General features: G+C 59.1%; 19 protein-coding genes. 9 read left to right on the top strand and 10 right to left on the bottom strand.

Annotated features, from left to right (window positions below):
- Positions 1–56: 56 nt before the first annotated feature.
- The 6 genes from GKKCFE_RS11685 to GKKCFE_RS11660 all read right to left on the bottom strand — a co-directional run bounded on the left by GKKCFE_RS11685 (position 57) and on the right by GKKCFE_RS11660 (position 6,895).
- Positions 57–1,049, bottom strand: a complete 993-nt coding sequence (locus GKKCFE_RS11685) for a LacI family DNA-binding transcriptional regulator (protein WP_445577882.1) — start codon at positions 1,047–1,049, stop codon at positions 57–59.
- Positions 1,050–1,124: 75 nt separating this feature from the next.
- The gene (locus GKKCFE_RS11680) at positions 1,125–2,627 is read right to left on the bottom strand and encodes a glycoside hydrolase family 32 protein (RefSeq protein ID WP_439124950.1); all 1,503 of its coding nucleotides are present in this window, start codon (positions 2,625–2,627) and stop codon (positions 1,125–1,127) included.
- Positions 2,624–3,769 carry an ABC transporter ATP-binding protein gene (locus tag GKKCFE_RS11675; RefSeq protein WP_107322464.1) on the bottom strand — a complete coding sequence of 382 codons (1,146 nt, stop codon included), beginning with the start codon at positions 3,767–3,769 and terminating at the stop codon, positions 2,624–2,626. The genes GKKCFE_RS11680 and GKKCFE_RS11675 overlap by 4 nt, the downstream gene beginning before the upstream one ends.
- 27 nt (positions 3,770–3,796) lie before the next feature.
- Positions 3,797–4,639, bottom strand: a complete 843-nt coding sequence (locus GKKCFE_RS11670) for a carbohydrate ABC transporter permease (RefSeq protein ID WP_445577881.1) — start codon at positions 4,637–4,639, stop codon at positions 3,797–3,799.
- On the bottom strand, positions 4,636–5,598 hold the full coding sequence (locus GKKCFE_RS11665; RefSeq protein ID WP_139050078.1) for a carbohydrate ABC transporter permease: 963 nt from the start codon (positions 5,596–5,598) through the stop codon (positions 4,636–4,638). Before GKKCFE_RS11665 ends, GKKCFE_RS11670 begins: the two co-directional genes overlap by 4 nt.
- Positions 5,599–5,620: 22 nt before the next feature.
- Positions 5,621–6,895, bottom strand: coding sequence for an ABC transporter substrate-binding protein (locus tag GKKCFE_RS11660; RefSeq protein WP_107322466.1), 1,275 nt, complete (start codon positions 6,893–6,895; stop codon positions 5,621–5,623).
- A gap of 168 nt (positions 6,896–7,063) precedes the next feature.
- On the opposite strand from GKKCFE_RS11660, the gene GKKCFE_RS11655 reads away from it, so the two are divergent.
- Positions 7,064–8,626, top strand: coding sequence for a carbohydrate porin (locus tag GKKCFE_RS11655; protein ID WP_445577880.1), 1,563 nt, complete (start codon positions 7,064–7,066; stop codon positions 8,624–8,626).
- Between the two features lie 217 nt (positions 8,627–8,843).
- Entirely contained in the window at positions 8,844–9,830 is a 987-nt protein-coding gene (gene acuI / locus GKKCFE_RS11650) for an acrylyl-CoA reductase (NADPH) (protein WP_417692423.1), read from the top strand.
- 110 nt (positions 9,831–9,940) lie between these two features.
- Here the strand turns inward: acuI and GKKCFE_RS11645 are convergent, their stop codons facing one another.
- Both GKKCFE_RS11645 and GKKCFE_RS11640 read right to left on the bottom strand, forming a co-directional pair.
- On the bottom strand, positions 9,941–10,465 hold the full coding sequence (locus GKKCFE_RS11645; protein ID WP_445577879.1) for a hypothetical protein: 525 nt from the start codon (positions 10,463–10,465) through the stop codon (positions 9,941–9,943).
- A gap of 244 nt (positions 10,466–10,709) precedes the next feature.
- A complete protein-coding gene (locus GKKCFE_RS11640) occupies positions 10,710–11,894 on the bottom strand; it encodes an aldo/keto reductase (RefSeq protein WP_445577878.1) in 1,185 nt (394 codons plus the stop codon).
- Positions 11,895–12,082: 188 nt separating this feature from the next.
- Between GKKCFE_RS11640 and GKKCFE_RS11635 the strand changes: the two genes are divergently transcribed.
- Positions 12,083–13,063 carry an AraC family transcriptional regulator N-terminal domain-containing protein gene (locus GKKCFE_RS11635; RefSeq protein ID WP_445577877.1) on the top strand — a complete coding sequence of 327 codons (981 nt, stop codon included), beginning with the start codon at positions 12,083–12,085 and terminating at the stop codon, positions 13,061–13,063.
- A gap of 63 nt (positions 13,064–13,126) precedes the next feature.
- Here GKKCFE_RS11635 and GKKCFE_RS11630 read toward each other — a convergent pair whose 3' ends face one another.
- Positions 13,127–13,516: a winged helix-turn-helix transcriptional regulator gene (locus GKKCFE_RS11630; protein ID WP_445577876.1), complete on the bottom strand. Its 390-nt coding sequence runs from the start codon at positions 13,514–13,516 to the stop codon at positions 13,127–13,129.
- Between the two features lie 102 nt (positions 13,517–13,618).
- Here GKKCFE_RS11630 and GKKCFE_RS11625 point away from each other — a divergent pair, with 102 nt between their 5' ends.
- Positions 13,619–14,737: an NADH:flavin oxidoreductase gene (locus GKKCFE_RS11625; RefSeq protein ID WP_288910847.1), complete on the top strand. Its 1,119-nt coding sequence runs from the start codon at positions 13,619–13,621 to the stop codon at positions 14,735–14,737.
- Positions 14,738–14,958: 221 nt separating this feature from the next.
- Here GKKCFE_RS11625 and GKKCFE_RS11620 read toward each other — a convergent pair whose 3' ends face one another.
- Positions 14,959–15,873 (bottom strand): LysR family transcriptional regulator, encoded by a 915-nt coding sequence (locus GKKCFE_RS11620; RefSeq protein ID WP_160892762.1) that lies wholly within the window; start codon positions 15,871–15,873, stop codon positions 14,959–14,961.
- Between the two features lie 258 nt (positions 15,874–16,131).
- Between GKKCFE_RS11620 and GKKCFE_RS11615 the strand changes: the two genes are divergently transcribed.
- The 5 genes from GKKCFE_RS11615 (at position 16,132) to GKKCFE_RS11595 (ending at position 25,207) form a co-directional block, all read left to right on the top strand.
- Positions 16,132–17,157 (top strand): zinc-dependent alcohol dehydrogenase family protein, encoded by a 1,026-nt coding sequence (locus tag GKKCFE_RS11615; RefSeq protein ID WP_047226435.1) that lies wholly within the window; start codon positions 16,132–16,134, stop codon positions 17,155–17,157.
- 684 nt (positions 17,158–17,841) lie between these two features.
- Positions 17,842–19,329: a hypothetical protein gene (locus tag GKKCFE_RS11610; protein ID WP_445577875.1), complete on the top strand. Its 1,488-nt coding sequence runs from the start codon at positions 17,842–17,844 to the stop codon at positions 19,327–19,329.
- Between the two features lie 48 nt (positions 19,330–19,377).
- On the top strand, positions 19,378–20,775 hold the full coding sequence (locus GKKCFE_RS11605) for an aminotransferase-like domain-containing protein (protein WP_445577874.1): 1,398 nt from the start codon (positions 19,378–19,380) through the stop codon (positions 20,773–20,775).
- A 91-nt stretch (positions 20,776–20,866) separates the two neighbouring features.
- Entirely contained in the window at positions 20,867–22,513 is a 1,647-nt protein-coding gene (gene pgm, locus GKKCFE_RS11600) for a phosphoglucomutase (alpha-D-glucose-1,6-bisphosphate-dependent) (RefSeq protein WP_445577873.1), read from the top strand.
- A gap of 225 nt (positions 22,514–22,738) precedes the next feature.
- Positions 22,739–25,207, top strand: a complete 2,469-nt coding sequence (locus GKKCFE_RS11595) for a UvrD-helicase domain-containing protein (protein ID WP_445577872.1) — start codon at positions 22,739–22,741, stop codon at positions 25,205–25,207.
- The last annotated feature ends 63 nt before the right edge of the window (positions 25,208–25,270 follow it).

Here is a 25,270-nt window from a genome sequence, read left to right as displayed (position 1 = left end):
AAAGCAGTCTCCGGACGCTTTGAGACAGCTCAGAGCGTGCCCAATACAGACTCGGCTTACAGCGACGCCCTGACTACCAATGGGCAATCTACTGGCTGGGCGCCCGACACCTCGAGGTTCTCGATCAAGTGCCGGGCAGCCCTGCGACCGATCTCGTAGTACGGCAGTTGGACCGTGGTCAGTGGCGGAATGAACAGCTCGGCGATGCCGATCATGTTGTCATAGCCGAGCACCGCAACATCGCCGGGAATCTTCAGGCCACGGCCCAACAACAACTGATAGGCACAGAAGGCGATACGGTCGTTGCCGCAGATCAGAATGTCGAACTGCGGACGCCCCTCGATGATGTGCCGGTCGAGAATGGCTGCGGTTTCACCGTAGGCATCGTGATCGGAAAGGTCGTATTGCAGGAGTGCTTCAGGCGCCAGCCCAAAGGCCTGGCAGGCACGTTGCAAACCTTCTTGTCGCAGGCTCCAGGCAAGGCTCTGTTTTGGCAGATTGATACATAGAGGGCGCCGATAGCCTTGGCTCAAGGCGTGATGCACCGCTCGATGCTGCCCCGTTTCATCGTCGGGCACATAGCTGACCAGGCGAGTGTCATCGGCCAGGCAGTTGGCGAGTACCAGTGGTTTGCTTTTCAGGCGCTCGGGGATGCTCACCTGGCGCAATCCCATGGCACTGAAGATCAACCCGTCGGGACGGTGCGACATCATCAGATCAATGTTCTGCTCGGTGGGCGGGTTGCTCAACAGGTTGAGGATAAACACATTCCAACCGGCTTGCTGCGCGGTCTGCTCGATGGACAGCAGCAGCTCGACTGCGAAAGGTGTGGTCGCGGTGTCCAGTGCGAACACACCGATGGTTCGCGCCTGGAGATTGTCCCCGCGCATCCTGCGCGCCGAAAGGCTCGGTACGAATTGCAGTTCGTCAATGGCGCGACGCACCCGCTGAAGGGTTTCGGGGCTCAGTTTTTCCGGATTGTTGAGCGCTCGAGAAACCGTCATCAGGGACACGCCGGCCAGCTGTGCAACGTCTTTCACTGAAGTCATGCGAGGTGCGGCCAGTCAGGTTGACGCCGAATCATGACACAGGCTCCGGGCTTGTCGCGACTCGAATGACATTGCTCATAGCCATGCGGAAGCCAGCGGCCATGCATTACCAATGGAGACGCGTCCGCCAGCCCCGCTTGCCAATAGTTTTACCCCCAGGCTGTCGGGCCGCGGATAGACGCGGCTGCTGAGGCTGAAGCGGCCGTCTTGCTCAAACACCTCGATGGACGAACGATCCAGAAACACCCGCAGGTGCAAGGACTTCTGGGCGTGGTCTATCGCCACGCTGCGCTGACCGCTCACCTGCGCGCCCGAACGACTGCGATCCAGTACCAGGCGCTGCAGCGAAGCGTCGTAATAGAGCAGGGTTTGTTCGTCGCCCTCGGCACTGCAACGCAAGGCGATACCCAGGTGACCTTCGGCGCAGCCGAGCAAATCCAGATGCACATGGAGCTCGAGCCTGTCGCCATTGACCTGTGGCACCCATTCGTAGCCCGGTCCAACCCACGCAGAGGTGTGCGGCAGCGGTGCCTTGCGTAAAGCGGTCAATTCCCGGGCCGGAAACACCCTGAGGCGGTCGGCATGCAACTGCAGTTCCCGGGGTAGGCCGAGCATGCCGCACCAGTGATGGGCCTGGCTCGGCATCGGACTTTCCCACATGTCGAGCCACGCCCACACCAGGCGCCGACCGTCAGCAGCCACCAGCGTTTGCGCAGCATAGAAGTCATGGCCGTTATCCAGCTCGATAAACGGGCCGCCGCTGAAGTGCCATTGGCTGTCGAGTTGCCCCACGCGATAACCGGTCTGGTACTTGTTGAGCCGCTCGTAACCCTCGGGGCGCATGCCCTGGGGGGAGTACAGCAGCACGTCGCGCCCATCGAGGCGAAACAGGTCCGGGCACTCCCACATATAGCCATCGCCCTCGTTGCCGCGGGCTACATAGTCAAGGAACTCCCAGGCGCGCAGATCGGTGGAGCGGTACAAGGGGAGTAAAGGCGTATCGCCCAGGCGTGCGCCGGCAATCAGGTACCAATAGTCGTTGTCCTTCCAGACCTTGGGATCACGAAAATGCATGATCGTGTCTTGCGGTGCGGTCTCGATGACGACACCCTGCTTGACGAACCGGATGCCGTCGACGCTGGTGGCAAGACACTGGACCTGGCGGATCTGGCGTTCGTCACCCACTTCCCCCAGCCAGGTGTGCCCGGTGTAGATCAACGCCAACGTGTCGCCACACACCACCGCACTGCCGGAAAAACACCCGTCGCGGTCAAAGTCATCGCCTGGCGCCAGTGCGATGGGCAGGTGCTGCCAATGGACCAGGTCAGCACTCTTGGCATGCCCCCAATACATCGGGCCCCATTTCGCGTCGAAGGGGTGATGTTGATAAAACACGTGATACTCGCCGCGAAAGTACACCACTCCGTTAGGGTCGTTCATCCAGCCTGCGGGCGGGGCAAGATGATAGTCGGGGCGATAGTCATCGGTGACGCGAGACAGGCCCGCGCTCAGCGCCTGTTGCGCAAGCTCAAGGGTCGCGGATATTGGAGCGTTCATGGGATTCACACACACGGTCATAGGGCGCCTGCTCGTACCGAGCGCTGGGCAATGTCATCCAACGGGGTTTCGAGGGATTGTGGGTGGCGCCTCAAGGCCGTGCCGTCGGCATCGAACAAGTGCAGATTATCGATCTCCACCTGCAGTTCGACCCGATCACCCACTCGCCACCCGGCGTGGACCTCACAGCGACAGATCATTGGCTCATCCTGACCGGTATCGAGGTGCACATAGGTTTCGCTGCCCAGGTATTCGACCCCGATCACGGCGATGCCGGCAGTGCCCTGTGCCGCCTTGAGTGCTACATGTTCCGGGCGAATCCCCAGGCTCAGTTGGCTGTTCGCCGCCAGGCTTGAGCTGTCAAAGGGCAGGGTGGTCCTGCCCAATACCAGGCTTTCAACCAGGCTGCTTGCGCCTGGCGTATGCAGGAACGCTGCAAGAAAGTTCATCCTTGGCGAGCCGAGGAAACCGGCGACAAAACGAGTCGCCGGGCGTTCGTAGAGTTCCCGCGGCGAGCCAACCTGCTCGATACGTCCGCCATTGAGCACGACAATCTTGTCGGCCAGGGTCATCGCCTCAACCTGATCGTGGGTCACGTAGATCATGGTCGTGCCCAGTCGGGCATGCAGCCTGGCGATTTCGTTGCGCATTTGCACCCGCAAAGAGGCGTCCAGATTGGACAGCGGCTCATCGAACAACAAGATGTCCGGTTCCCGTGCCATAGCCCTGCCCATGGCCACCCGCTGACGTTGGCCACCCGATAATTCCTTGGGTTTGCGTTGCAGCAGTTTGTCCAACTGCAGGATTTGCGCGGTTTTCAGCACGCGCTCGCGCAGGCTGGTCTTTTCGGTCTTGGCCAACTTGAGACCAAAACTGATGTTGTCGTAGACGCTCATGTGCGGGTAGAGGGCATAGGACTGAAACACCATGCCGACGCCACGCTCGCGCGGCTCCAGGTCATTGACCCGACGCCCGTCGATCAGCAGGTCGCCAGCGCAGATGGAATCCAGCCCGGCGATCAGTCGCAGCAGGGTGGATTTTCCGCAGCCCGAGGGGCCGACGAACACCACGAATTCACCGGCGGCGATTTCCAGGCTGACGTCGCGAAGAATGCGCATGCCGCCCAATTGTTTGTTCACGTTGTCTAGCTTCAACTTGATCACGATGCTGTTCCTTGTCTTTGTTGGGCATCAACCCTTTAACGCACCGGTAGTGAGACCGGAAACGATTCGGCGCTGGAAGATCAGCACCAGAATCACCAGTGGGACGGTGACCAGCACCGAAGCGGCCATCAACAGCCCCCAAGGCAATTCATGGGAGCTGCCGCCGGAAATCAGGGCGATGGCTACCGGCACCGTGCGCTGCGTGTCGGTGAGGGTGAAGGTCAGGGCAAACAGGAACTCGTTCCACGCAGCAATGAAAGCCAGCAGGCCGGTGGTGACTAGCGCAGGCCAGAGCAGCGGCAACAACACGCGGGTCAGGGTGACCCAGGGCGAAGCACCGTCCATGATCGCCGCCTCTTCCAGCTCATGGGGCAGTTGGCCCATGAACGTGGTCAGCACCCAGACGGTGAAGGGCAGGGTGAAGATCGTGTAGCTCAGGATCAGCGCCCAGGGCGTGTTGTACAGGCCCAGGGCACGGATCACCTCGAACAGCCCTGACAGCACCGCGACCTGGGGAAACATCGACACGCCCAGAACCATTATCAACACCGCGCCGCGTCCACGAAACTTCACCCGGCCCAAGGCATAGGCGGCGGTCAGGCTGAGGAACAGCGCCAGCCCGACCACACTCAGGGCAACCACCAGCGAGTTACCGATCGCCCGCAGGAACGAGGCCTGGTGGAGCACGGCGGCATAGTTGGAGAAGTCGGGGTTGTCGACCCAGTAGCTCACCTGGAACAAGGCACTGGACGGCTTCAGCGACGTCACGATGGCGTAGTAGAAAGGGAACACCGCATACAGCAGCAAAATCCCGATCAGGCACCAGAATCCGACGCGCAACAGCGCTTTTTTGAGTAGGCGCGGGCTCATGAGCGAACCTCCATTTGACGGCGTCCGAGGTACAGATAAATCATGGCGATGACTGCGACGACCAGAAACAGCAAGGTCGAGGCCGCGCTGCCGTAGCCGACGTCCTGGAACTCCATCAGATGCTGGCGGGCGTACACCGACATGCTCATGGTGCTCGACGAGTTGGAGGTCAGCACATAGATGACGTCAAACACCCGCAACGAATCGAGGATGCGGAAAATCGCCGCCACCAGCAGCGCAGGCATCAGCAGCGGCAGGGTGACTCGCCAGAACACCTTCAACGGGTGAATGCCATCGACGCGGGCGGCTTCGTAGCAATCGCCCGGCAACATCTGCAAGGCTGCCAGCATCAGCAGCGTGACGAACGGGACGGTCTTCCAGACGTCGACGATGATCACAGCCCACATCGACAGGTCCGCGTCTGCCGTCCAGGCCAGGGGCGCGTCAATCAGGCCGGCGCCCAGCATCAGATGATTGATGATGCCGAACTGGTCGTTGAGCATCCAAGACCAGATTTTCGCCGAGACAATGGTGGGGATCGCCCAGGGAATCAGAATCAATGCCCGCACCAAGGCGCGCCCGGTGAACTTGACGTTCAGCAGCAGCGCCACCAACAGCCCCAGCACCATTTCCAACCCCACTGAGACCACAGTGAAATGCAGGGTGTTGCGCACCGCGTTCCACCATTGTGGATCGACCAGGATGCCCGACCAACCGGTGCTGCTGTGCAGCAGATAATTGCTCAGGCCGATAAAACTTGCGTCACCGGTGTCCGCCAGGCTGGCGTCGGTCAGGCTGAACCAGAATGTACGCAGCAGCGGCCAGGCCGCCACCAGGGCCAGACACAGCAGCATCGGAGTCAGGAACAGCCAGGCGGCGCGAACCCGGCGGCGTTGTACCGGCGTTTCCAGAGCGGGCAGCAGCTCGTCACCGGACGCCAGGGTAGTGGAGACAGACATGGTGAATTTCCTTCCTTGTGGCTTACCAGTTCCGGCGCTTGATGCGTGTCAGTTCGCTTTCCAGCTCCGCCAGCGCCTGATCGACCGGCACCTCGCCGGCCAGCACGCCATGCACTTGATCGAAGAAGGCATTGGAGACACGTGGATAGCGATCGGCGGTAATCGAGGCGGGGCGCATGACCCCATCCTTGAGAATGCTGCGCAGTTGACTGTAATAAGGCATCGCCGCGAGCAGCTCGGGGTCTTGATAAAGTGACTCGATCACCGGGTTATAGGCGCCGACCAGGGCACGATGTTTCTGCTGCTGAGCACTGCTCAGGTAGCTCACCAGCTGCGCGGCAAGCTTTGGATTGGCGCTGTAACGCGACACCGCCAGGCCCCAGCCACCCAGGGTGGAGGCGTGGGTGCCGGTCTCGCCACCGCGGGGCAGGGGCGCCACGCCGACCTTGTCTTTTACGACACTGTCCGGGCTTTGTACCAGGGCCCAGACATACGGCCAGTTACGCATGAACAGCGCATTGCCCGACTGGAATACACCTCGTCCTTCTTCCTCGGTGTAGTTGAGTACGCCACGTGGGGAGATGTCTCCTACCCAGCTCTTGGCCAACGTCAGCGCGGTTCTTGCGGCCGGGCTATTGACCACGATATCGCCCTGTGGATTGACCAGCCCACCTTGCGGCTGGCTGCTGATCCACTCCAGTGCATTACACGTCAGACCTTCGTAGGCGCGGCCCTGAAAGACGTACCCCCAGGCATTGGCGTTCCCGGCGCTGCGCTCAGCCTGTTGGACTTCCCGGGCGGTTGCAGTCATTTGCTCCCAGGTCTGCGGCACCTGTTTGTGGTACTTCTCGAGCAAGTCCTTGCGGTAATACAGCAGCCCCGAATCGGTGAACCAGGGCATCGTCACCAGCCGGCCGTTCACCGTGGCGTTATCCACCTGGGCCTGGAAGTAGCCCTCGGTCGCGTTGGCAGGGAGCACCTCGCGCAGGTCCATCAGATGGTTGGCCAGCATCCCCGGCCACACCATATCGATTTGAATGATGTCGATGTCGCTGGATCGGGCGCTCAGGATTTGTTGGTAGAACGACAACCTTTCGGTGGCCGAGTTAGGCGTGGAAACCACTTCGACGCTGTTGCCGGTCTGCTTCGACCACGCTTCGACAGCCTCCTTGCACAGCTGCAATTCAGCACCCACCGCACCGCAGGAGATCGTCAGATTGGCGGCAGTCGAGAGGGATGGAAGCCCGACACAAAGGCCGAGCAGCGCAGCAGGAAGGAGCGACTTGAGCTGTTTCATAAAGCCCTCTTTATTTTTGTTTTTAGAAAAGTTAACGTTAACATCGCCAAATGTAGCAGCGTATTAGCGATGAGGCATCCTTTTTTTCACGGTTTTTGACAATTCAAAAGCCGAAGAAAAAAGACCATTGCGGGAACACAAAAATAAAAACAAAACAGGGAAATCCACATGCAGAAAGCATCAAGCTGGCTTCTCGCAGGCGTGCTCGGCACCGCGGCGGCCACCTCTCACGCTGCGACGCTGGAAGAACGCATGGCTGCGTTCGAGGCCCGTGCCAGCGCCGCGGAAAAACGCGCCGCGGCTGCCGAACAGCAAACCCAGGCCCTGGCCAGGGAACTGCAACAACTCAAACTCGCCGCTCCCGCGCTCCAACCGGTGGCATCCACTGCAAACGTTGCCACGCCGACGCTGGACACGCGGCTGGCAAAACTCGAAGCCCGGCAACAAAGCCTGGAAAAACAAGACAGTGGCGCATCCCTCACAGACGGATTCAGCTTCAAGGGGTACGCCCGCTCGGGGTTGCTGGTCAATGACGGTCTGGGTGGTGGTCGTGGCGGCCCTTATACCACCCCGGCCGGTTCCGTCGGCGGTGCCGTGGGGCGACTCGGGAACGAGGACGACACCTATATGCGGATCGACCTGACGAAAGAACAATACGCGCAGAACGGCACCCGCTCAAAATTCACCGTGTCCATTGCCGATGGCGTAGAAAGCTCCAACGACTGGACGGCCGATGAAAGCAACCTGAACGTGCGCCAGGTGTTTACCGAACTGGATCACATCGCGGCGTTCAAGGGGAACTCGGTGTTTGAGAATTCCACTCTCTGGGCAGGCAAGCGGTTTGACCGGGACAATTTCGATATCCACTGGTTGGACTCGGACGTCGTCTACCTGGCTGGCACCGGCGGTGGCATCTATGACGTGCAGATGAACAAAAACTGGCGCTCGAATTACTCGTTGATCGGGCGAAATTACGGGGAGTTCAGTGACGGCGGCGTCAATGCCGATGTTGAAAGCTACATCCTGACCTCCAACCAGTTCTTCGACTATGGGCAGTGGCAGTGGATGTTCAACGCCATTGGCGCTAAAGAAAACGACATCGGCACCCGCAACAATGAGGCGGGCCTGACACCTGCGGACTCCGGCCTGCACAGCATGGTGGCCAATCACCAGAAGAACTTTTTCGGCAGGGAAGGCTTCTTCAAAACGGCGTTGCTCTATGGGCAAGGCCTGGGGGCAGAGGTCAAGAACATCGGCTCGGACGGCGAACTGATCGACGACGCCCGTGCTTTGCGTCTGGCGCTCTATGGTGAGACGCCCATCGCCCCCGGCTGGCGCATCGGTCCCAGTTTACTGGCCGAACAGAGCAAGGACCGGTACGTCAAGGGCGACGACTACCGCTGGATGACACTGAACGTGCGCCTGGCCAATGAAATCAACAGCAATTTCGAGATGGCGTACGAGATGAGCTGGCAAACCATGGACCTCGATCCCAAGGGCTACATGGAACGCAATGCAGTCGACGGCAACTTCTGGAAGTTCACGGTCGCCCCGACCTTCAAACCTGATTTTGGAGACCTTCTCACACGCCCCGAACTGCGCGTGTTCGCCAGCGTCATGAACTGGTCCTCGGATCTGGACAGATACAGCGCCTCCGATTCCTTCGGCAAGTCTGACTTCAACGCAGGCGGCGTGTGGCAATACGGCATACAGATGGAAACCTGGTTCTAAATGGGAGGGCATCTTCTTCACAAGCAGAGGATGCCGCTCAACCCTCCATCAGCGCCAACCGGATGCAATTCATGCGATGCTTTGCTCCGGAGCGAATGCTGGATGCAGACATCCGTATGTCGCTGCAGCTCGATGCTCAAAAGGCACACTGACCAGTTTGCCTGATGCATCTACAAGCGGGGGCGGATTACCCGCTTATCCGAACCGGAGAAAAACAATGACATTCAAGGCTTTGCTCACCACCAAACCCGGCGATGCAATCGCGACACACCTGGTCGACTTCAAGGACGAGGATCTGATGCCAGGCGACGTGACCGTAGTGATCGAGTACTCGACCGTCAACTACAAGGATGCCTTGGCCCTGAGCGGCCGTTCGCCGGTCATTCGCCAGTTTCCGTTGATCCCAGGCATTGATTTCGCCGGTATCGTCGAGACCTCCAGCAATCCCGGTTTCGCGGCCGGCGACCGGGTGCTGGTCAATGGTTGGGGGCTGAGCCAGACCCACCATGGTGGCTTCGCGCAGAAAGCGCGGGTGAGTGGTGACTGGCTGGTGAAGGTCCCAGAGGCATTTTCAACCCAGCAAGCCATGGCCATCGGCACTGCGGGCTACACGGCAATGCTCAGCGTGCTGGCGTTGGAGCATGGCGGCCTGAGCCCCGAGCGCGGCGATATCCTGGTGACTGGCGCCAGCGGCGGTGCCGGCTCGGTGGCGATTGCGCTGTTGTCGGGCCTGGGGTATCGCGTGATCGCCTCGACCGGGCGGCAAGAGGAAGCCGACTACCTGCACGAGCTCGGCGCGACACAGGTCATCGATCGCCAGACCCTCTCCGAGGCAGGTGCCCCGGTTGGCAAGGAGCGCTGGGCGGGCGTTGTCGATTCTGTCGGTAGTCATACCCTGGTCAATGCATTGGCTCAGACCCAATACCGGGGAGTTGTCGCCGCCTTCGGCTTGGCCCAGGGGGCAGATCTGCCAGGGTCGGTGCTGCCGTTCATCCTGCGTAACGTAACCCTGGCCGGTATCGATTCTGTCAATGCTCCCCAGAGTGCCCGCGTGCAAGCATGGTCACGACTGGCGCGTGACCTTGACGTGGACAAGCTTGCCCGCACCACCCAAGTTGTGGGCCTGGCGGAAGTTCCGGCAATCGCCGGTCGGGTGCTGGAAGGGAAGGTTCGCGGGCGCACCGTCGTAGATGTGAACGCATGATTCTTTCAACGAGCCGATTCCCATGAAGGCATGTCGCGGCCAGGCTTGTGCTGGCCCCGACGACAAAATCGAATACGAACTTGGAGAATATGCACAGAGACTCTTTATTTTTAAGTCGGAGGGCTGAGCGAAGGAAGTTTTCTTGCGCCTGCTGCAGAGTTTAACCAGAGCAGAATTGCGGCGAGAGAGGCGGCTAGCACCAGCGTAAGCCACATGATGACCAGCAGGGTGAATGTGACGGTATTGTTTAACTCACGGAAAATGCCGAAGGCAAAAGCGGTGTACCAAGACACACCCGAAACTGCACCGGATGCGAGAAATAAGGCAGCTCTGCTGCGGGAGACGCCAAAGAGCAGGGGGCGACTCAAGTCGCGTAGTGCTTCTGGCAACACAAACGCGTGGATGATTATTCCATTGATGGTCAGGACGATCACCACAATGACCTTCGCCCAGAGTTTAGGGTTTTCCAACTTTTCCGGCGACTCCATCGCGTAAAGGGCCAGGAAACCAAGGCCTGAAAGCCACAGGAGGCATAGTCCAGTAGTGACCGCGTCGCTGATGAAGTGAAAGGTGCGTCCGATTTCAACGGGGAGGCTACCCCTACGCATCCACCGCAAAATCCAGAGGTCTAGCATCGTCGCTCCGCCGAGACCGAAGCACATACCGAGCAGGTGTATACCTACAAGGAGTGTCAGAACGTTTAGCTGTGGGAGTGGATCAGGCAAGGGAACGCTAAGCGCAAGTGTGTCCGCGAGTAAGTGTCCACTGCTGGAGAGTGCAAGCAGGCCGCCGAAAAACATAAGAGACGTTCGTATCTTCATTTATTACGACCTCAGGCTAGTGTTCTTATCCAGCAGGTAGCACGGGCTTGGACTCTCCTCAGGAAGGAACCGGTGCTTGAGCATCGATCAAGCTCTGGCTCTTGAGCTCCTCCCAAAAGGCTGCCGGAATACCGACCTTCATCGCTTGTACATTGGAAACTATCTGCCCCGGCGAACGCGCACCCGGAATGATTGCGGACACTTGCGGATGTGCCGCGGCGAACTGCAGGGCGGCAGTATGAATGTCGATGCCATGTCGGCTGGCAACCGCCATGATCCGCGCGCGTTTTTCTACCGCTCCGGCAGGTAGATCCAGGCTGAAGTTATATCGGCTGCGCCCTCCCAGAAATCCATCATTAAGGGGGGTTCCAACCACGACACTGGTGCCCTTGCTGCTCAATGCCGGAAAGGTGTTGCGCAACGCATCGCTGTGGTCGAGGAGGGAATACTGGCAGGCAAGCAATACGATGTCGGGTGTCGGGTCATCACTGGCCAGTGCCTGAACCACGGCGTTCGGTGTATTGACTCCGAAGCCCCATGCCTTGATGAGCCCTTCATCACGCATCTTTTCAAGCTCGACCATCGCCCCAGTGCGCGCTATTCGATACGCCGCTTCCCATCCACCTTCCAGCTCGGTGTTATCGGGCGAGATGTCATGGATAAAGACGATATCGATACGGGGTAACCCCAGACGCTGCAGGCTGTCTTCCACGGAGCGGCGCGTGCCTGCTGCGGTGTAGTCATATCGATAGTTGAAGGGCGCCGGCGACTTCCAGATAGCATGGTCCGCACGTAGGCCACCAGCGGCCGTCAATACGCGGCCGACCTTGGTAGAGACCACATAATCGTCTGGATTTTTGTCGTGCAGGAAGCGGCCTAGACGATATTCACTCAAGCCAAACCCGTAGAACGGCGACGTGTCGTAAAGCCTTACACCGGCACCCCAAGCAGCCTGTAGAACCAAAGCCGCCTGCTCGTCGCTGATTGGCGCAAAGATATTGCCAATCTGCGTCCCGCCCATACCAAAGCGTTGAGGCGTCATGTATCTCATGGCAAGCGAGGGCAAATTGAGGGGCAGGTCTGTGCGCACAAGCCGCCCTTGCGTAGGCATCACGCTTCCGCGTTCTGTCAGCGAAGAGGGCGCTGGGGCTGTAGCCAGCGAACTTGCGACACTCGATGCTGGCAGCAAAGCGGCTGCAACAGCACCCGCCGCCGAATAGGTAAGAAAATCTCGTCTGTCCATCCAGCATTCCTTTCACGACTGAGGGTTCACGGGCTCATCGAAGCCAGCATTCGTAATAGAAATTAGAACAACGAGGGTCGGCCGGGTGACCCTAATGCGCCGTATCTTTTGCACAATCCTGCCGATGCACTTGTGCTGGTCACGCACTCTCAGCAAACTCGAACATTCCGTAAACAGGGGCGCATGTGATGACGAGCGGTTCTTTCTCGCAGTTCGGTTTCGGCCATGTGCATTCGCCAAGCGTGCACGAACCCGCTCAGCCCAACGAACGCCTCCAGGCACTCAGGCGGCTTATCGAAAAAGTCACTCTGCAGATTGGGTTGAACGAGGTTTGCACAACGTCGATTCCAGGCTTGGCCTTTTATCGAGTGGCCGAACTAGGTACGCCCAAGTACTGCATTTATGAGCCTTGCGTGGCCATCATTCTGCAGGGCGCAAAGGAGATCGCGTTCGGCGAGCAAGCCTGTGAGTTTGAGCAAGGGGCGTTTTTTGTCACTTCGGTCGATATACCCACACTGGCTCGCGTTACCGCGGCTACCGAGCAAATCCCTTATTTATCAATTGTGTTGAAGCTCGATTTTGCCATGCTCAACGAGGTGATCCTGACCCTGGAACCGCCAAAGCAGGAAATGACTACTGAGGCGCGGGGCTTCGTATCCGGTGTGGCGACGAGTGAGATGCTCGATGCGTTCGCTCGACTCTCCACGCTGATCGACCGGCCGCTTGAAGCAGGCTTGATGTCCGGCCTTATCAAGCGGGAAATATACGGTAGGCTGCTGCTCAGTGAGGCGGGGAATTTGTTGCGCAGCGTCACTCGCGAGGGTTACAGAGACAAGGGCATCGTGAGAGCCATTGAATGGCTAAAATATCACTACGACAAGCCGCTGCACGTAGCCGACCTCGCCGAACGATCAGGAATGGCCAGCTCTACCCTGCATCACCGGTTTCGCAAGCTGACAGGCACCAGCCCCATCCAGTATCAAAAATCGTTACGACTGCAAGCCGCGCGCAGCCTGATGTTGACCGATAGGCTCGATGTGAACACGGCCGCCTTGCGGGTCGGCTATGAAAGTGTCGCTCAATTCAGTCGCGAATATGCCCGGCGTTTCGGAGCTCCACCCTCGAGAGACATCAAGCACGCACGGGAGAATGGTGGGCGGCTCGACTAATTAAGCGACCCAATCACCAACTTGATCAGGCGGTTGCAGATAAACCTAGAGTCAATTAGGCACTTAATGTGGCGTTGGTAGGCTTACCTGCGCAGCCTCGTCAAACTTCAACCGGGCCGCTTCAACTTCAGGCAATTTGTCGAGCGTCCATTTATGCAATTCGCGAAATGGCTGCTGCAGTGTTCGACCCAGTTGGGTGATCTCATACTGGACTGCCACGGGCGAGAACGAAATGACCTTGCGCGAGACGAGACCATTTCGTTCCAGCCGCCGCAGGCACTGTGTCAGTGCCTTCTGAGTGACGCCCTCCAGGCGACGCTTGATGGCATTAAAACGGTGCGGGCCATCATCCAGCACCGCCAGAACCATCATTGACCACTTATCTGCGATCTGGTCGAACAGCGCCCGGCTTGGGCACTCCGACGAAAAACATTGCGGCTTTAATTCCAGCATCGAAGTTTCCTCATATATACCTAGGCGACTCTAGGTGCCTAATTGACATTTAGTTTACAAAATATACTTATATGGCTTCCAAAAGCAAACGGAGTCCATCCAATGTCAAACCTTGATACCAGCATTTTATTCCGCCCTTTTTCCATCCGATCGCTTGAACTGAAAAACCGGATTGTCATGTCGCCGATGACCAGACAATTTTCGCCGGAGGGCATCCCCGGTGACGGGAGCGCTGCCTACTACCGGCGGCGGGCCGAGGGGCGGGTCGGGTTGATCTTGTCAGAAGGGACCGTCGTTGATCGTCCCGCTTCACGTAACGGTTCCGGCATTCCTTTTTTCCACGGTGAAGCAGCGTTAGCTGGATGGAAGAACGTGATTGATTCTGTTCACAACGCGGGTGGCCGTATGGGGCCGCAACTCTGGCACACCGGTGCTGTGCGTGACGTCAGCGGCTGGGAGCCTGATGCGCCGGTTGAAAGCCCATCAGGCCTCGATTCGCCAAACGACCCGCGCGGTGTGGCAATGAGCGAAGAGGATATTGCGGACACGGTTGCTGCTTTTGCCAAGGCAGCGGCGGATGCCAAACGCCTGGGTTTCGACACAGTCGAGATCCATGGGGCTCATGGTTATTTGATCGATCAGTTCTTCTGGGCCGGCACCAATCAGCGCACCGATCGTTATGGCGGACTGACGATCAAAGAGCGCTCGCGCTTTGCCGCTGAGATTGTGTCTGCCGTTCGTCATGCCGTTGGGCCCGAATTCCCTATCATCATGCGCGTCAGCCAGTGGAAACAGCAGGACTTTGGAGTGCGCCTCGCCGAGACCCCAGCATTAATGGAAGCGTGGCTGCTACCGTTGGTTGAGGCAGGTGTTGATGTTCTGCACTGTTCGCAGCGACGTTTCTGGGATCCTGAGTTTCCCGAAATTGATGGTGAGAACGGGCTGAACTGCGCGGGCTGGGCGAAGAAAGTCACTGGAGCGACAACCATTAGCGTTGGGTCGGTCGGGCTGGACAATGACGTTACTCACGCATTCGCCGGCCAGGGCTCAACCCCTGCGAGCCTGGATCGGCTCGTCGAGCGTATGGAGCGCGAAGAGTTTGATCTGATCGCCGTAGGACGTGTTCTGCTGAGTGACAAGGATTGGGTCGCCAAAGTGGAAAATGGCGATTACGCGGAGCTGAAAGGCTTCAATCCGGCGTCTTTAGCCGAATTGGTTTGAGCCTTACAGCGGAGTGGAGAGTGTGATGCCACACAGGTTTTAGTCTGAAGAAATCAGAGCTCTAGCCTAGGACTTTTCGAGGTCGAGAGCGTAATCCGTTGTTGAGTGCGCCATGACTGTTTCAACGACTGAAGCTGTTAAGGCCACTCAACACCTGTGTAAATAGGACCGCGTTGCGGTGCAGTCGTATTAAACGTTTTTCGAAACTCGGTGGAGTTCTGTTACAGGCTTTCCGGATCCCCGAAGAACATCTGAATCCGCGAACGCAACCAGCGCTCACCCGGGTCGTTGTCCTGGGAGCCGCGCCAGGCCATGTGCAGTTCGAAGCTGCGCACCGGAATCGGTGGGTCTTCGGCGCGAACGCCGCCAGCGGCGGTCAGTGCGTCGGCGGTGTAGTCGGGCACGATGGCGATAATGTCAGTGCCCGCCAGCAACGTGCTCAGGCCATTGAACTGCGGCACGGCCAATACCACGTGACGCTTGCGGTCCAGTTTCTCCAGCTCTTCATCGATGAAACCGCTCAGGTCCCCGGCGAAGGACACCAGCGCATGGGGCCGGGCACAGAATTCGTCCAGGGTCAGCCGGCCCGGCGCGGTGTCGGCCCGCAGCACTTTGGGCATGCTGCGCCGCAAGACTTTACGCTTGGCGTTGGCCGGCAGATCCTCGGTGTAGCTGACTCCGATGGAGATTTCACCGGACGCCAGCAAGCCCGGCATCAGAATGTAATTGACCCGGCGCACGACCAGGACAATCCCCGGAGCTTCGGCCCGCAGACGTTTGAGCAGCATCGGCAACAGCGCGAACTCGGCGTCGTCCGACAGGCCGATGCGGAACACCGAGGTGCTGGTGGCCGGGTCGAACTCCGCCGCGCGGCTGACCGCCGTGGAGATCGAATCCAAGGCTGGGGAGAGCAGGGCGAAGATTTCGACCGCTCGGGCCGACGGTTCCATGCTGCGACCGGTGCGCACGAACAGTGGGTCATCAAACAGGTTGCGCAGGCGTGACAGCGCGGCACTGATGGCCGGCTGGCCGAGGAACAGCTTCTCGGCGGCTCGGGTCACACTGCGTTCATGCATCAATGTTTCGAACACGATCAACAGGTTCAGGTCGACACGACGCAGGTCATTACGATTCATCTGGGGTCCTGGCAGATTCAGCAAGCTTGACGTGAGCGGCCATATGAGAACAATGACCGGCATGAATCTTACGGGGAAAGACTGGTACTCTGCACCGGCTAATTGCTTTTTCTTAGGGATAGGCCCTACAAGACTGGGTTCATTTTCTTGCTGCGGAATCAATGACAGGCATGTCGACTATTAATAGCCACTGATGGTCTTGGGTACAAAGCCCGGATAGAGTTCATGGCATTAGAGGTTACTTTGACGAGGTTTGCGATGTCCCGCACGATCCGTTTTCACAAGTTTGGTGGTGCCGAGGTGCTCAAATGCGAAGAGCATGCGGCGGCTCTTCCTGCGCCAGGAGAAGTGCAGGTCCGTGTCGAAGCGATCGGCATCAGCTGGTATGACACCCTGTGGCGCCAGAATCTGGCGTCGTCCCAGGCGCGCCTGCCGTCGGGCCTTGGTCATGAAATGGCCGGGGTGGTGACGGCTGTCGGAGACGGTGTCGACGACCTGGCTGTAGGCGACAAAGTGGCCAGTTTCCCTGCCGAGAGCCCTAACGATTACCCGGTGTACGGTGAGATCATCGTGTTGCCGCGTACCGCGCTGACCCGTTATCCCGACGTGCTCACCCCGATCGAAGCCGCTGTGCACTACACGCCACTGCTGATCGCCTATTTCGCCTACGTGGACCTGGCACGGGTCAAGCCGGGGCAGTTTGCCCTGGTCACTGATGCCAGTCATTGCGCCGGACCATCCTTCGTGCAACTGGGCAAGGCCTTGGGTGTACGGGTGATCGCGGCCACCAAGACCGCTGATGAGCGTGAGTACCTGCTGTCGCTCGGCGCCGAAAAAGTCATCGTCACCGAAGAGCAGGACTTGCTGATGCAAATCAACAAGCTCACTGATAACCGTGGCGTCGATGTGGTGTTCGATGGCCTCGGCGGGCCGCAAATGTCGCTGCTCGGTGATGTGCTGGCGCCGCGGGGCAGTCTGGTGCTGTATGGCTTGCAAGGCGGCAACCAGACGCCGTTCCCGGCCTGTGCGGCGTTCCAGAAGAACATTCAGTTCTTTGTGCACTGCATCGGCAATTTTACCGGCAAGCCGGAACTGGGCATCATCCAGGACCAGGTGGCATTGCAGCGGGCGCTGCGTGATATCAATCAACTGACCGCCGATCGCGTGCTGTTGCCGCTCAAGACCCGGGTGTTTCCATTCTCCGAGTTTGTCGAAGCCCACCGTTACATGGGCGAATGCCCCTGCCGTGAACGCGTCGCCCTTCAGGTAGTCGATCCCGCCTGATTCCTCCCCCGCGCAAGAGTCAGCATGGCGACTCTTGCGCTGCCTTCGGCCTGAACCTGCTTTCCTTCCTTTCTTCTGCCATTGCCGCTCCGTTCGGCAATGACGCCCTGGTGCGCGGCAATCACGCCTTCGCCTGGGCGGTCCAGTTCACTCAACACCCAAAAAGCGTTTAATCCCCAGAGAACTGAACTGGTTTTTGCCCTCAATCTGTATCTTCTAATCGTTATTTAAGTCCTGATAATTGAACGCTGATTTCCATCTCAAGGAAGAAGTCGTGGCGCAGTACAAGTTTCTAGATAATCGTCATCCTTCGGGCAAAGGTGCATCAAGCGTTAATTGTTTTAACGCCATCAATCGACTGTGGGAAAAACTGACTGGGGCAGGGGGACAATTGAAGTTAGGCATGTTCTTTGTTTTTCGTACTCATTGTCTGAAGGATGCTGTCGGAATCTTCCTAGGACGCAGGGCGGAATCGCTGAAACCCAATGCCTCAGCGGCTTGCAGACACGTACCGAGGCGAAGCGGGCGAACTCCCCAGCTTATGTATCAAATAATTACGACAAGCAAAGCTTGAGCGTATTACCAATACTCTTTGCAGTACTAGAACAACCTTCCCGATCAACCCGTCGCCCGGACACGCTATGCCAGTGCGACGCCGATATTTGAATTTCCAGGTATATGGCTATGAGTTCAATTCATGAGCAGGCAATGAATCACGTGTATCAACAGATATTGCAGCGACTGTTAGGTTTTTATTCCCGCGCGGAACGGACGGCGTTGCAGCTTTTGATCCAGCGTTTAATTGTCGCCGCTGGCGGCATCGACCGGATCGGCGACTATCGTGTGTTGACGGTCCAGAACGGCAGCCGGGACAGTTTTTATGTCCTGACCGCCTTGCGGGCCGCACAGTTGAGCATCGCCGGCAGGCATCCGGTGACCTTCGACTTGCGTGTCGCCACGCCACGCCTGAGCGAAACCACCCAGGCGACCCTGGAAAACATCCACCGCTGTTACAGCGCGCTGTTCGTCTACGACGACCCCCGGGTGGAACTGCTGATGGCGGATAACCGCGAGGTGGTGCCGTTCAATCACAAGCAGCCATTGTCGGCGGCCGGGCATGAGGCCAATCGCATGGACACGCTGGTTCTGGGCCACCTTCGCTCGATCGACAGCCCCTTGGAAGTAGGCGATCACGGCTACCTCGCGATGGCGGAGTTCTATCGGCATATGGCTCGCTGGGAGCGCGGCGTGGACTCGTTAGTCAGCAGTGATACGCCTCGCGAGCAAAAACAGTTCATGTCGGGCCTTCGACGTGCCGCCCGCAAGGTCGGCCTGGCGACTGACCCGTCCAGCGGTTTCGACAGTCTCTTCGCGCAACTCGATACCTTGGGCGCTAATCCCTACCTGGGCTTCTATGGTCAGGACCACGAGGGCGCGTGGAAACCCGAGGGGCATTTCGAGGCGTGTCGGCGCGTGAGTCACATCGGTATCGACGACCTGATCGTCGACAGTTCGCAAGAAACCAACTGGCCGCTGTTCAGTGAATTCCTTCGGGTGCGGACCGATGAACTCGTCGCATCGGCGCCGGAAAACGAATACCTGAGCCCACTGCTCTCAGCTCACCTGCATGGCCTGCAGGCCTGTTATCTGCAGGGGCGCAGCTATGAGGCAGGTTATGGCGACTATGTACAACGGGCGATCATGATCATGCATCGCAAGCAGTTGCCCGAGCACGTCTGCGAGCAGGCACGCATGCTGTTCGGCCCACCCACGGCCATCCCCGAGCGGCGCGCCCAGGCCGCCAGCGACGCGCACAAGACCCTGGGGCTCAACGAAACGCAACTGGTGTGCATGTTGTTCGCGCCCTTCGTGGAGCAAGGCGCTGGCCTGGAGCACTTCCTGCGCTGCTGTCATCCCGGCATGCTGGTGGCGATGCCCGATCTGCACAAGGCCATGCAGGGCGCGGCCATCGCCGATCAGGTGGCGCAATGGATGGTCGACGTCAGTGGCCTGTCCATCGATATGCTCGGCAAGCTGTATCGGGCGAGTATCACGCCGCCGGAGCAGGAGCAGGCATCGGGGATGGATGCGCAGCAACCTGTCGATGACATTGACATTGAAGAAGCCGGGCAGGGCGACGATGCCATGCGCGAACGTGCGGCACGGCATTGAGGGGCAGGATTTGACGGATTCATTCGCCACGTCGCCCGGCCCAACCCCATGAAAGGTTGCCGGGAAACAGACTTCGCGTATCAGGCGGTTTATCGTTACCTCACCACCCTGATCAACGAACTGGGCGCCGACGCCCGAGTGCGTTTGCCGTCGTTACGGCAACTGGCCGAGCGCCTGAACGTGTCGATCTCTACCATCCAGTACGCTTATTCGTTGCTGGAGAAGGAAGGGCGGGTCTATTCGGTCGCCAAATCCGGTTATTACGCGTTGCCAGTACCCTGCGTCGCGACGCTGGGCGGCGGTGATGATTTGCTCGAGACCCTGTATGTCAATGCACGACGACCGGGAATGCTGGTACTCAGCGCTGACGAGCCTGCGTCGATGCAACCGCTGGACAGCCCGCTGTTGTTACTGGAGCGTGAGCTGCTGCGTCAGTATCCGCGCTCTTCACAAATGCCCTCGCAGCCTTGGGGCGAGCTGGAACTGCGCACCGCGCTGGCGGCTCGCTACACGTCTTCGCCGGCCCGGTGCTGGAACGCCGACGATGTTTATATCGGCGCTGATCTGCGCGGTGTATTGGAGATTCTGATCGCCGTGTTGGCGCTCAAGGGCGCCACGGTGCTGATCGAATCACCCTGCGACTGGACCGTCCTGCGCTTGCTGCAGGCGGCCGATATCGACGTGATCGAACTGCCACTGCTGGCGGATGGGGAGATCGATGTCGAGCAACTGGAACAATTGCTGACGAGTAAAGCGGTACGCCTGGTCATCCTGTCCTCGGTCCTGAATATGCCCAGGGGCACGCTCGTTCCTGAAAACAACCGTCGCGCCGTCGCGCGCTTGCTGGATCTGCACGGCACATGGGTGCTGGAGAACGACAGCTATACAGACCTGGCGTTCGAAGCCGGGGTGACGCCCTTTCGAGACTTGCTCGACCCGGACCGGCTGATCGTCTATTCCACTTTCGAAAAAACCATCGGCCCCGAGGCCCCCTACGGCTATGTGTTGTCGCGACAGCTGACGCTGGAGTTGCAGCGACATTTCCTGCTACGCGCGTTTCGTCTGTCACCGATTCGCCAGAAGGCCATTGCCCGTTTGTACAGCAACGGACGGATCGATCAGCACTTGCTGGTGCTGCGACGATTGTTGCGTGAAGGTGCGCTATCGACAACGCAAATGCTGCGCGAGCGGCTGGGGGACAGCCTGCAATGGCTGGAGCCCCAAGGGGGCGCAACGATCTGGACCCGATCTTCGCGACGCGTCGATCTGCGACGGGTGTTCCAGCGGCTGCTTGCGCAACGAATCGTCATTGCGCCGGGGGAACTGTTCAGTTTGCAAGGGCTGTACGCACAACATCTGCGCCTGACCCACGCCTTGAGCGGTTCACACGATCTGGATACTGCACTCTGTGCGCTGGCCGATGCCTTGAGACTTGAGCAATCGTAATGGAGGGCGATGGATCGAACCCATCGCGCCACGGTCGAACTGTCAGTAAACTGCATCCATTTTATCGAGCCACTCCATTCAGAGGTTTTGCATGACAGTCAGTCCATTTGCGGGCAAGCCGGCACCGGCAGAGTTGTTGATCGATATCCCGCGACTGGTGACGGCCTATTACACCGGCCAACCCGACGCCTCGGTTTCGACCCAACGGGTGGCTTTCGGCACCTCCGGTCACCGTGGCAGTTCCTTCGACCTGGGGTTCAACGAATGGCATGTGCTGGCTATCAGCCAAGCGATCTGCTTGTACCGTGAAGCCCAGGGCATCAACGGCCCCTTGTTCCTGGGGATCGATACCCATGCGCTGTCTACCCCGGCAGGCGCCAGCGCGCTGGAGGTATTCGCTGCCAACGGGGTCACCGTGATGATCGCCGAGGCAGATGAATACACGCCCACGCCGGCGATCTCCCACGCCATTCTTTGCTACAACCGTGGGCGCACCACCGGTCTGGCGGACGGCATCGTCATCACCCCGTCCCACAATCCGCCGCAGAGTGGTGGCTACAAGTACAACCCCACCAACGGCGGCCCGGCCGATACCCATATCACCAAATGGATCGAAGCCAAGGCCAACGAGCTGCTGGCAAGCCAGTTGGCCGGCGTTAAGCGCATCAGCTATGAGCAGGCCCTGAAGGCCGACACCACTCACCGTCACGACTACGTCAACACCTACGTGGCGGACCTGATCAATGTCATCGACTTCGATGCCATTCGCGCTGCCGGCTTGCGCCTGGGCGTGGACCCGCTGGGCGGAGCGGGGGTGCGCTACTGGCCCGCCATTGCCGAGCATTACCGCCTGGACCTGGACGTGGTCAACACCCAGGTGGATTCCACCTTCCGCTTCATGACCGTCGACTGGGACGGACAGATCCGCATGGACCCGTCCTCCAGCCATGCCATGCAGGGGTTGATTGGCCTCAAAGAGCGTTTCGATGTGGCCTTCGCCTGCGACCCGGACCATGATCGCCACGGCATCGTGACGCCGTCCGGCGGTTTGCTGGCGCCGAACAACTATCTGGCGGTGTCCATCGACTACCTGTTCCAGAACCGGCCACAGTGGCGCGCCGATGCCGCCGTGGGCAAGACGGTGGTCAGCAGTGGTCTGATCGATCGCGTGGCCCAGCGCCTGGGGCGGCGTCTGTATGAAGTGCCGGTAGGCTTCAAGTGGTTTGCCGACGGCTTGTTCGACGGTTCCTTGGGCTTTGGTGGCGAAGAAAGCGCCGGCGCCTCGTTCCTGCGCAAGGACGGCGGTGTGTGGAGTACCGACAAGGACGGCCTGATCCCGGCGTTGCTGGCGGCCGAAATGACCGCGCGCACCGGTCGCGACCCAAGCCAGGCCTACCGTGCCCTGACCGATGAACTGGGTGAGCCGTTCTCCGTGCGCGTCGATGCCAAGGCCAGCCCGCAACAAAAGGCGCTGCTGAGCAAGCTGGCACCGGAGCAGGTTGCCTCCACTGAGTTGGCCGGGGAGACCATCCAGAACATCCTCAGCCATGCACCGGGCAATGACCAGGCCATTGGCGGCCTGAAGGTCATGACTGAAAACGGCTGGTTCGCCGCGCGGCCATCAGGCACTGAAGACATCTACAAGATCTACGCCGAAAGCTTCATCGGTGATGAGCACCTCAAGCAATTGGTGGTCGAGGCGCAGGCATTGGTCGATGGAGCCATTTCCAGTCAGTGATTCAAAACCCATCGCGAGCAGGCTCGCCCCACCTTGGCGCTACGGTGCACGCCGACCTCTGTGGGAGCGAGCCTGCTTAAGGTGGGTCGGGCGACACTGATGGCCATGTGCGACAGCACTTTCACTTCATCGCCTAAATCCATGACTTAAAAGCTTTTGAGTGGAATCCGCTGGCAAATACAGACACCATAGCCGCCATGGTTCTGAACACCGGAGTCCCCCAGCGTGTCGCAACACACTCCCGATCTTCCCCCCGAACTTCTGCCCCTGGCCCAGATGCCTTTGCTCAAGCGCCTGGCCGCGCGTTTTCTGGGTCATGGCCTGACGCGACTTCGAGCCCAGCATCGGGCTTCCTGGCTACACGGCCAGGCCGATGGCTTTCGCAGCGGGCATAGCGCCGGTTTTGACTACGGCTATAAGGAAGGCAAGGCCGATGGACTGGAAGAGGGCCGGCAAGTCCTGCTGATCCGAGATTTCCGAAGCACTGAGCACCCGGCACCGAAAGTCGATGAGCTGTTGTTCGATGACTGGCGCCTGCCGCTGACCGCCGAACTCAAGAAGCGCATCAAGGCCGATGTTGCCCGATTGCTTCCCGCTCACGCCCAGCCGAGCGCCGCGCAGTGGAAAATGATCCTGAGCGATACGCCGTCTACCTCGGTCGTCGCGGGCGCAGGCGCCGGGAAATCCACGACCCTGGTGCTACGCCTTGTGCTGCTGTCCCACTACCTGGGTTTTGAGTTGGATTCGATGACCGTGGTGACCTTCACGCGGGAATCGCGCAAGGACTTCATTCACAAGCTCATTGAAGTTTTTGCCCTGTGGGGGCGGACAATCAGCCTCAAGGAAGCTCGCGATCTGGTGCGGACCTTCCATTCACGCATCTTGCCCATGGTGCGCAGTCTGCCCGGGTTTGAGCGGCTCCAGGCGTTTGAAACCCTGAGCCATCGTAACGAAACGGCTGATGATGACGCCCAGGGCAATCCCTTTGAGCTGCGCATCAACGATGCTCAGCGCCAACGACTCAATGCCTGCTATCACGGTCTTTATCAACGCGATGAGCGTTTTCGCGAACTGATCAAACCGATGTCCCGACACGCCTTGCAGCTCAGGGAGCTGGAACGCGACCATCCCGATGTGCAGAAACGGGTGGCCGTGACCGAACTGGCCGCCCAGCGCGATGAAGAGTTGTGCGATGCGATCGAAGACCTGTGGTTTCGCGCCGGTGCCTGGCCGATCAAGGGCATCGAGCCAAAGCGTCAGGCCTTCCAGATCAACGGTGCGACGTTTCATTGCCACGGCTACGTTCCAACTCTGGACGCCTGGGTGATGCTGGGTTTCGACCCGCGGGAAGATGCCCGGCTCAGCCGGCCCGGCGCCAAGCTGAGTATCCGCGCAGAGTGGGCGGTAAAGCGTACCCTGTTTCAAGCTTTCTGCTCTAAGCCATTGATATGGATAGATAGTTATGAGGCGTCAAAGCGTGTACTGAGCGTGTTGGCCGGGGATGCCAGCGCAGGCCCTGGGTTCGATTACAAGGTAAAAGGCGAACTGGCTTCGGCACCGTTGCTGGATTGTTTCGTCGCGGCGGCCGGCTTTATCGAGAACCTGGGTCTGGACGTCCCGGACGCCGTGGGCCGGATGTGTTTTGCCCAGGATGACCCGGATCGTTATTTCTTTGAGGCCCTGAGTCGCTACTGGCGAGCATTTGAAGACCACCTGCTGGACCAGTCGCCGCCCGTCATGACCTATAACCGAATGTTCGCGTTGTTCAGTGAGCACTCCCCAGAGAACTTCAAGCTGCTGAGCGATGCGACATTGCGTCCTCTGTCACACCTGATGATCGACGAGTTTCAGGATGTCTCGCCGCAGATTGTTTCCTGGCTTCGCGCCAGCCTGCGGGAAGTGCGCAGCCGCGGCCCTGCCATGCATGTCGGCCGGGGCGCCCAGCGTTCCTCCTTGCTGTGCGTGGGTGATGACTGGCAATCGATCTACGGCTGGCGCGGCAGTTCACCCAGTTATTTCATGGCGTTCAACAAACAGTTTCCTTCACCGGCAAACACCCGGATCATGCTCACCGATAACTACCGCAGCCACCAGCACATCATTGACGCCGCCGAACACGTGGTGCGTGCGGCTGCGGCGATTCCCGGCAAAAAGGCCAAGGCCAGCGGCACGCCTCGAACCTTGAGCCCGGTCAATGTGTTGGACAGAGACGACGAAGGCTTGGCCAAGCGCCTGGACGAGCACTACCGCAAGGGCGATTCAATCTTGATGCTCTATCGAAAAAGCAGCGATAAGCTATTGATTGAACAGCATATTCAATCAACAGTTAATGTGGATTCTAGCTTGCCGTACCCGGCAAGACGCCTCCGGCAGATGACCTACCATAGCGCCAAGGGGCTTCAGGCCGACGCGGTGTTTTTGCTCGGTGACTGCCAGCACTCCACCAGTTCCCCCTACAAGAATCAGGTCTACCGAATGGCCGGGCTTGGCCAGGAGGGCGATGCCGAGCCGTACGACACGGCACAGAAAGACGAGATTCTGCGCCTGGCCTATGTCGGCATTACCCGGGCGGTGCAGCATTGCTATTGGTATGTCGATGGGCAGGACACCCAAGTTAACAAGGCGCCCAAGGCGTCGGATCGGATAGGGACCGGCAAACCGTTCTTTGTCGATCATCGCCGCGCCCGCAGTTGAGAACTTCGGGGCACGAACAAAACTGTCAGGCAAAAAGAAGCCCACTGCTGTGGGCTTCATTTT

The sequence above is a fragment of the Pseudomonas sp. E141 genome (assembly GCF_052659885.1).
The sequence above is the reverse complement of the archived record's forward strand: the minus strand, read 5'-3'. Positions and strand labels throughout refer to the sequence as shown.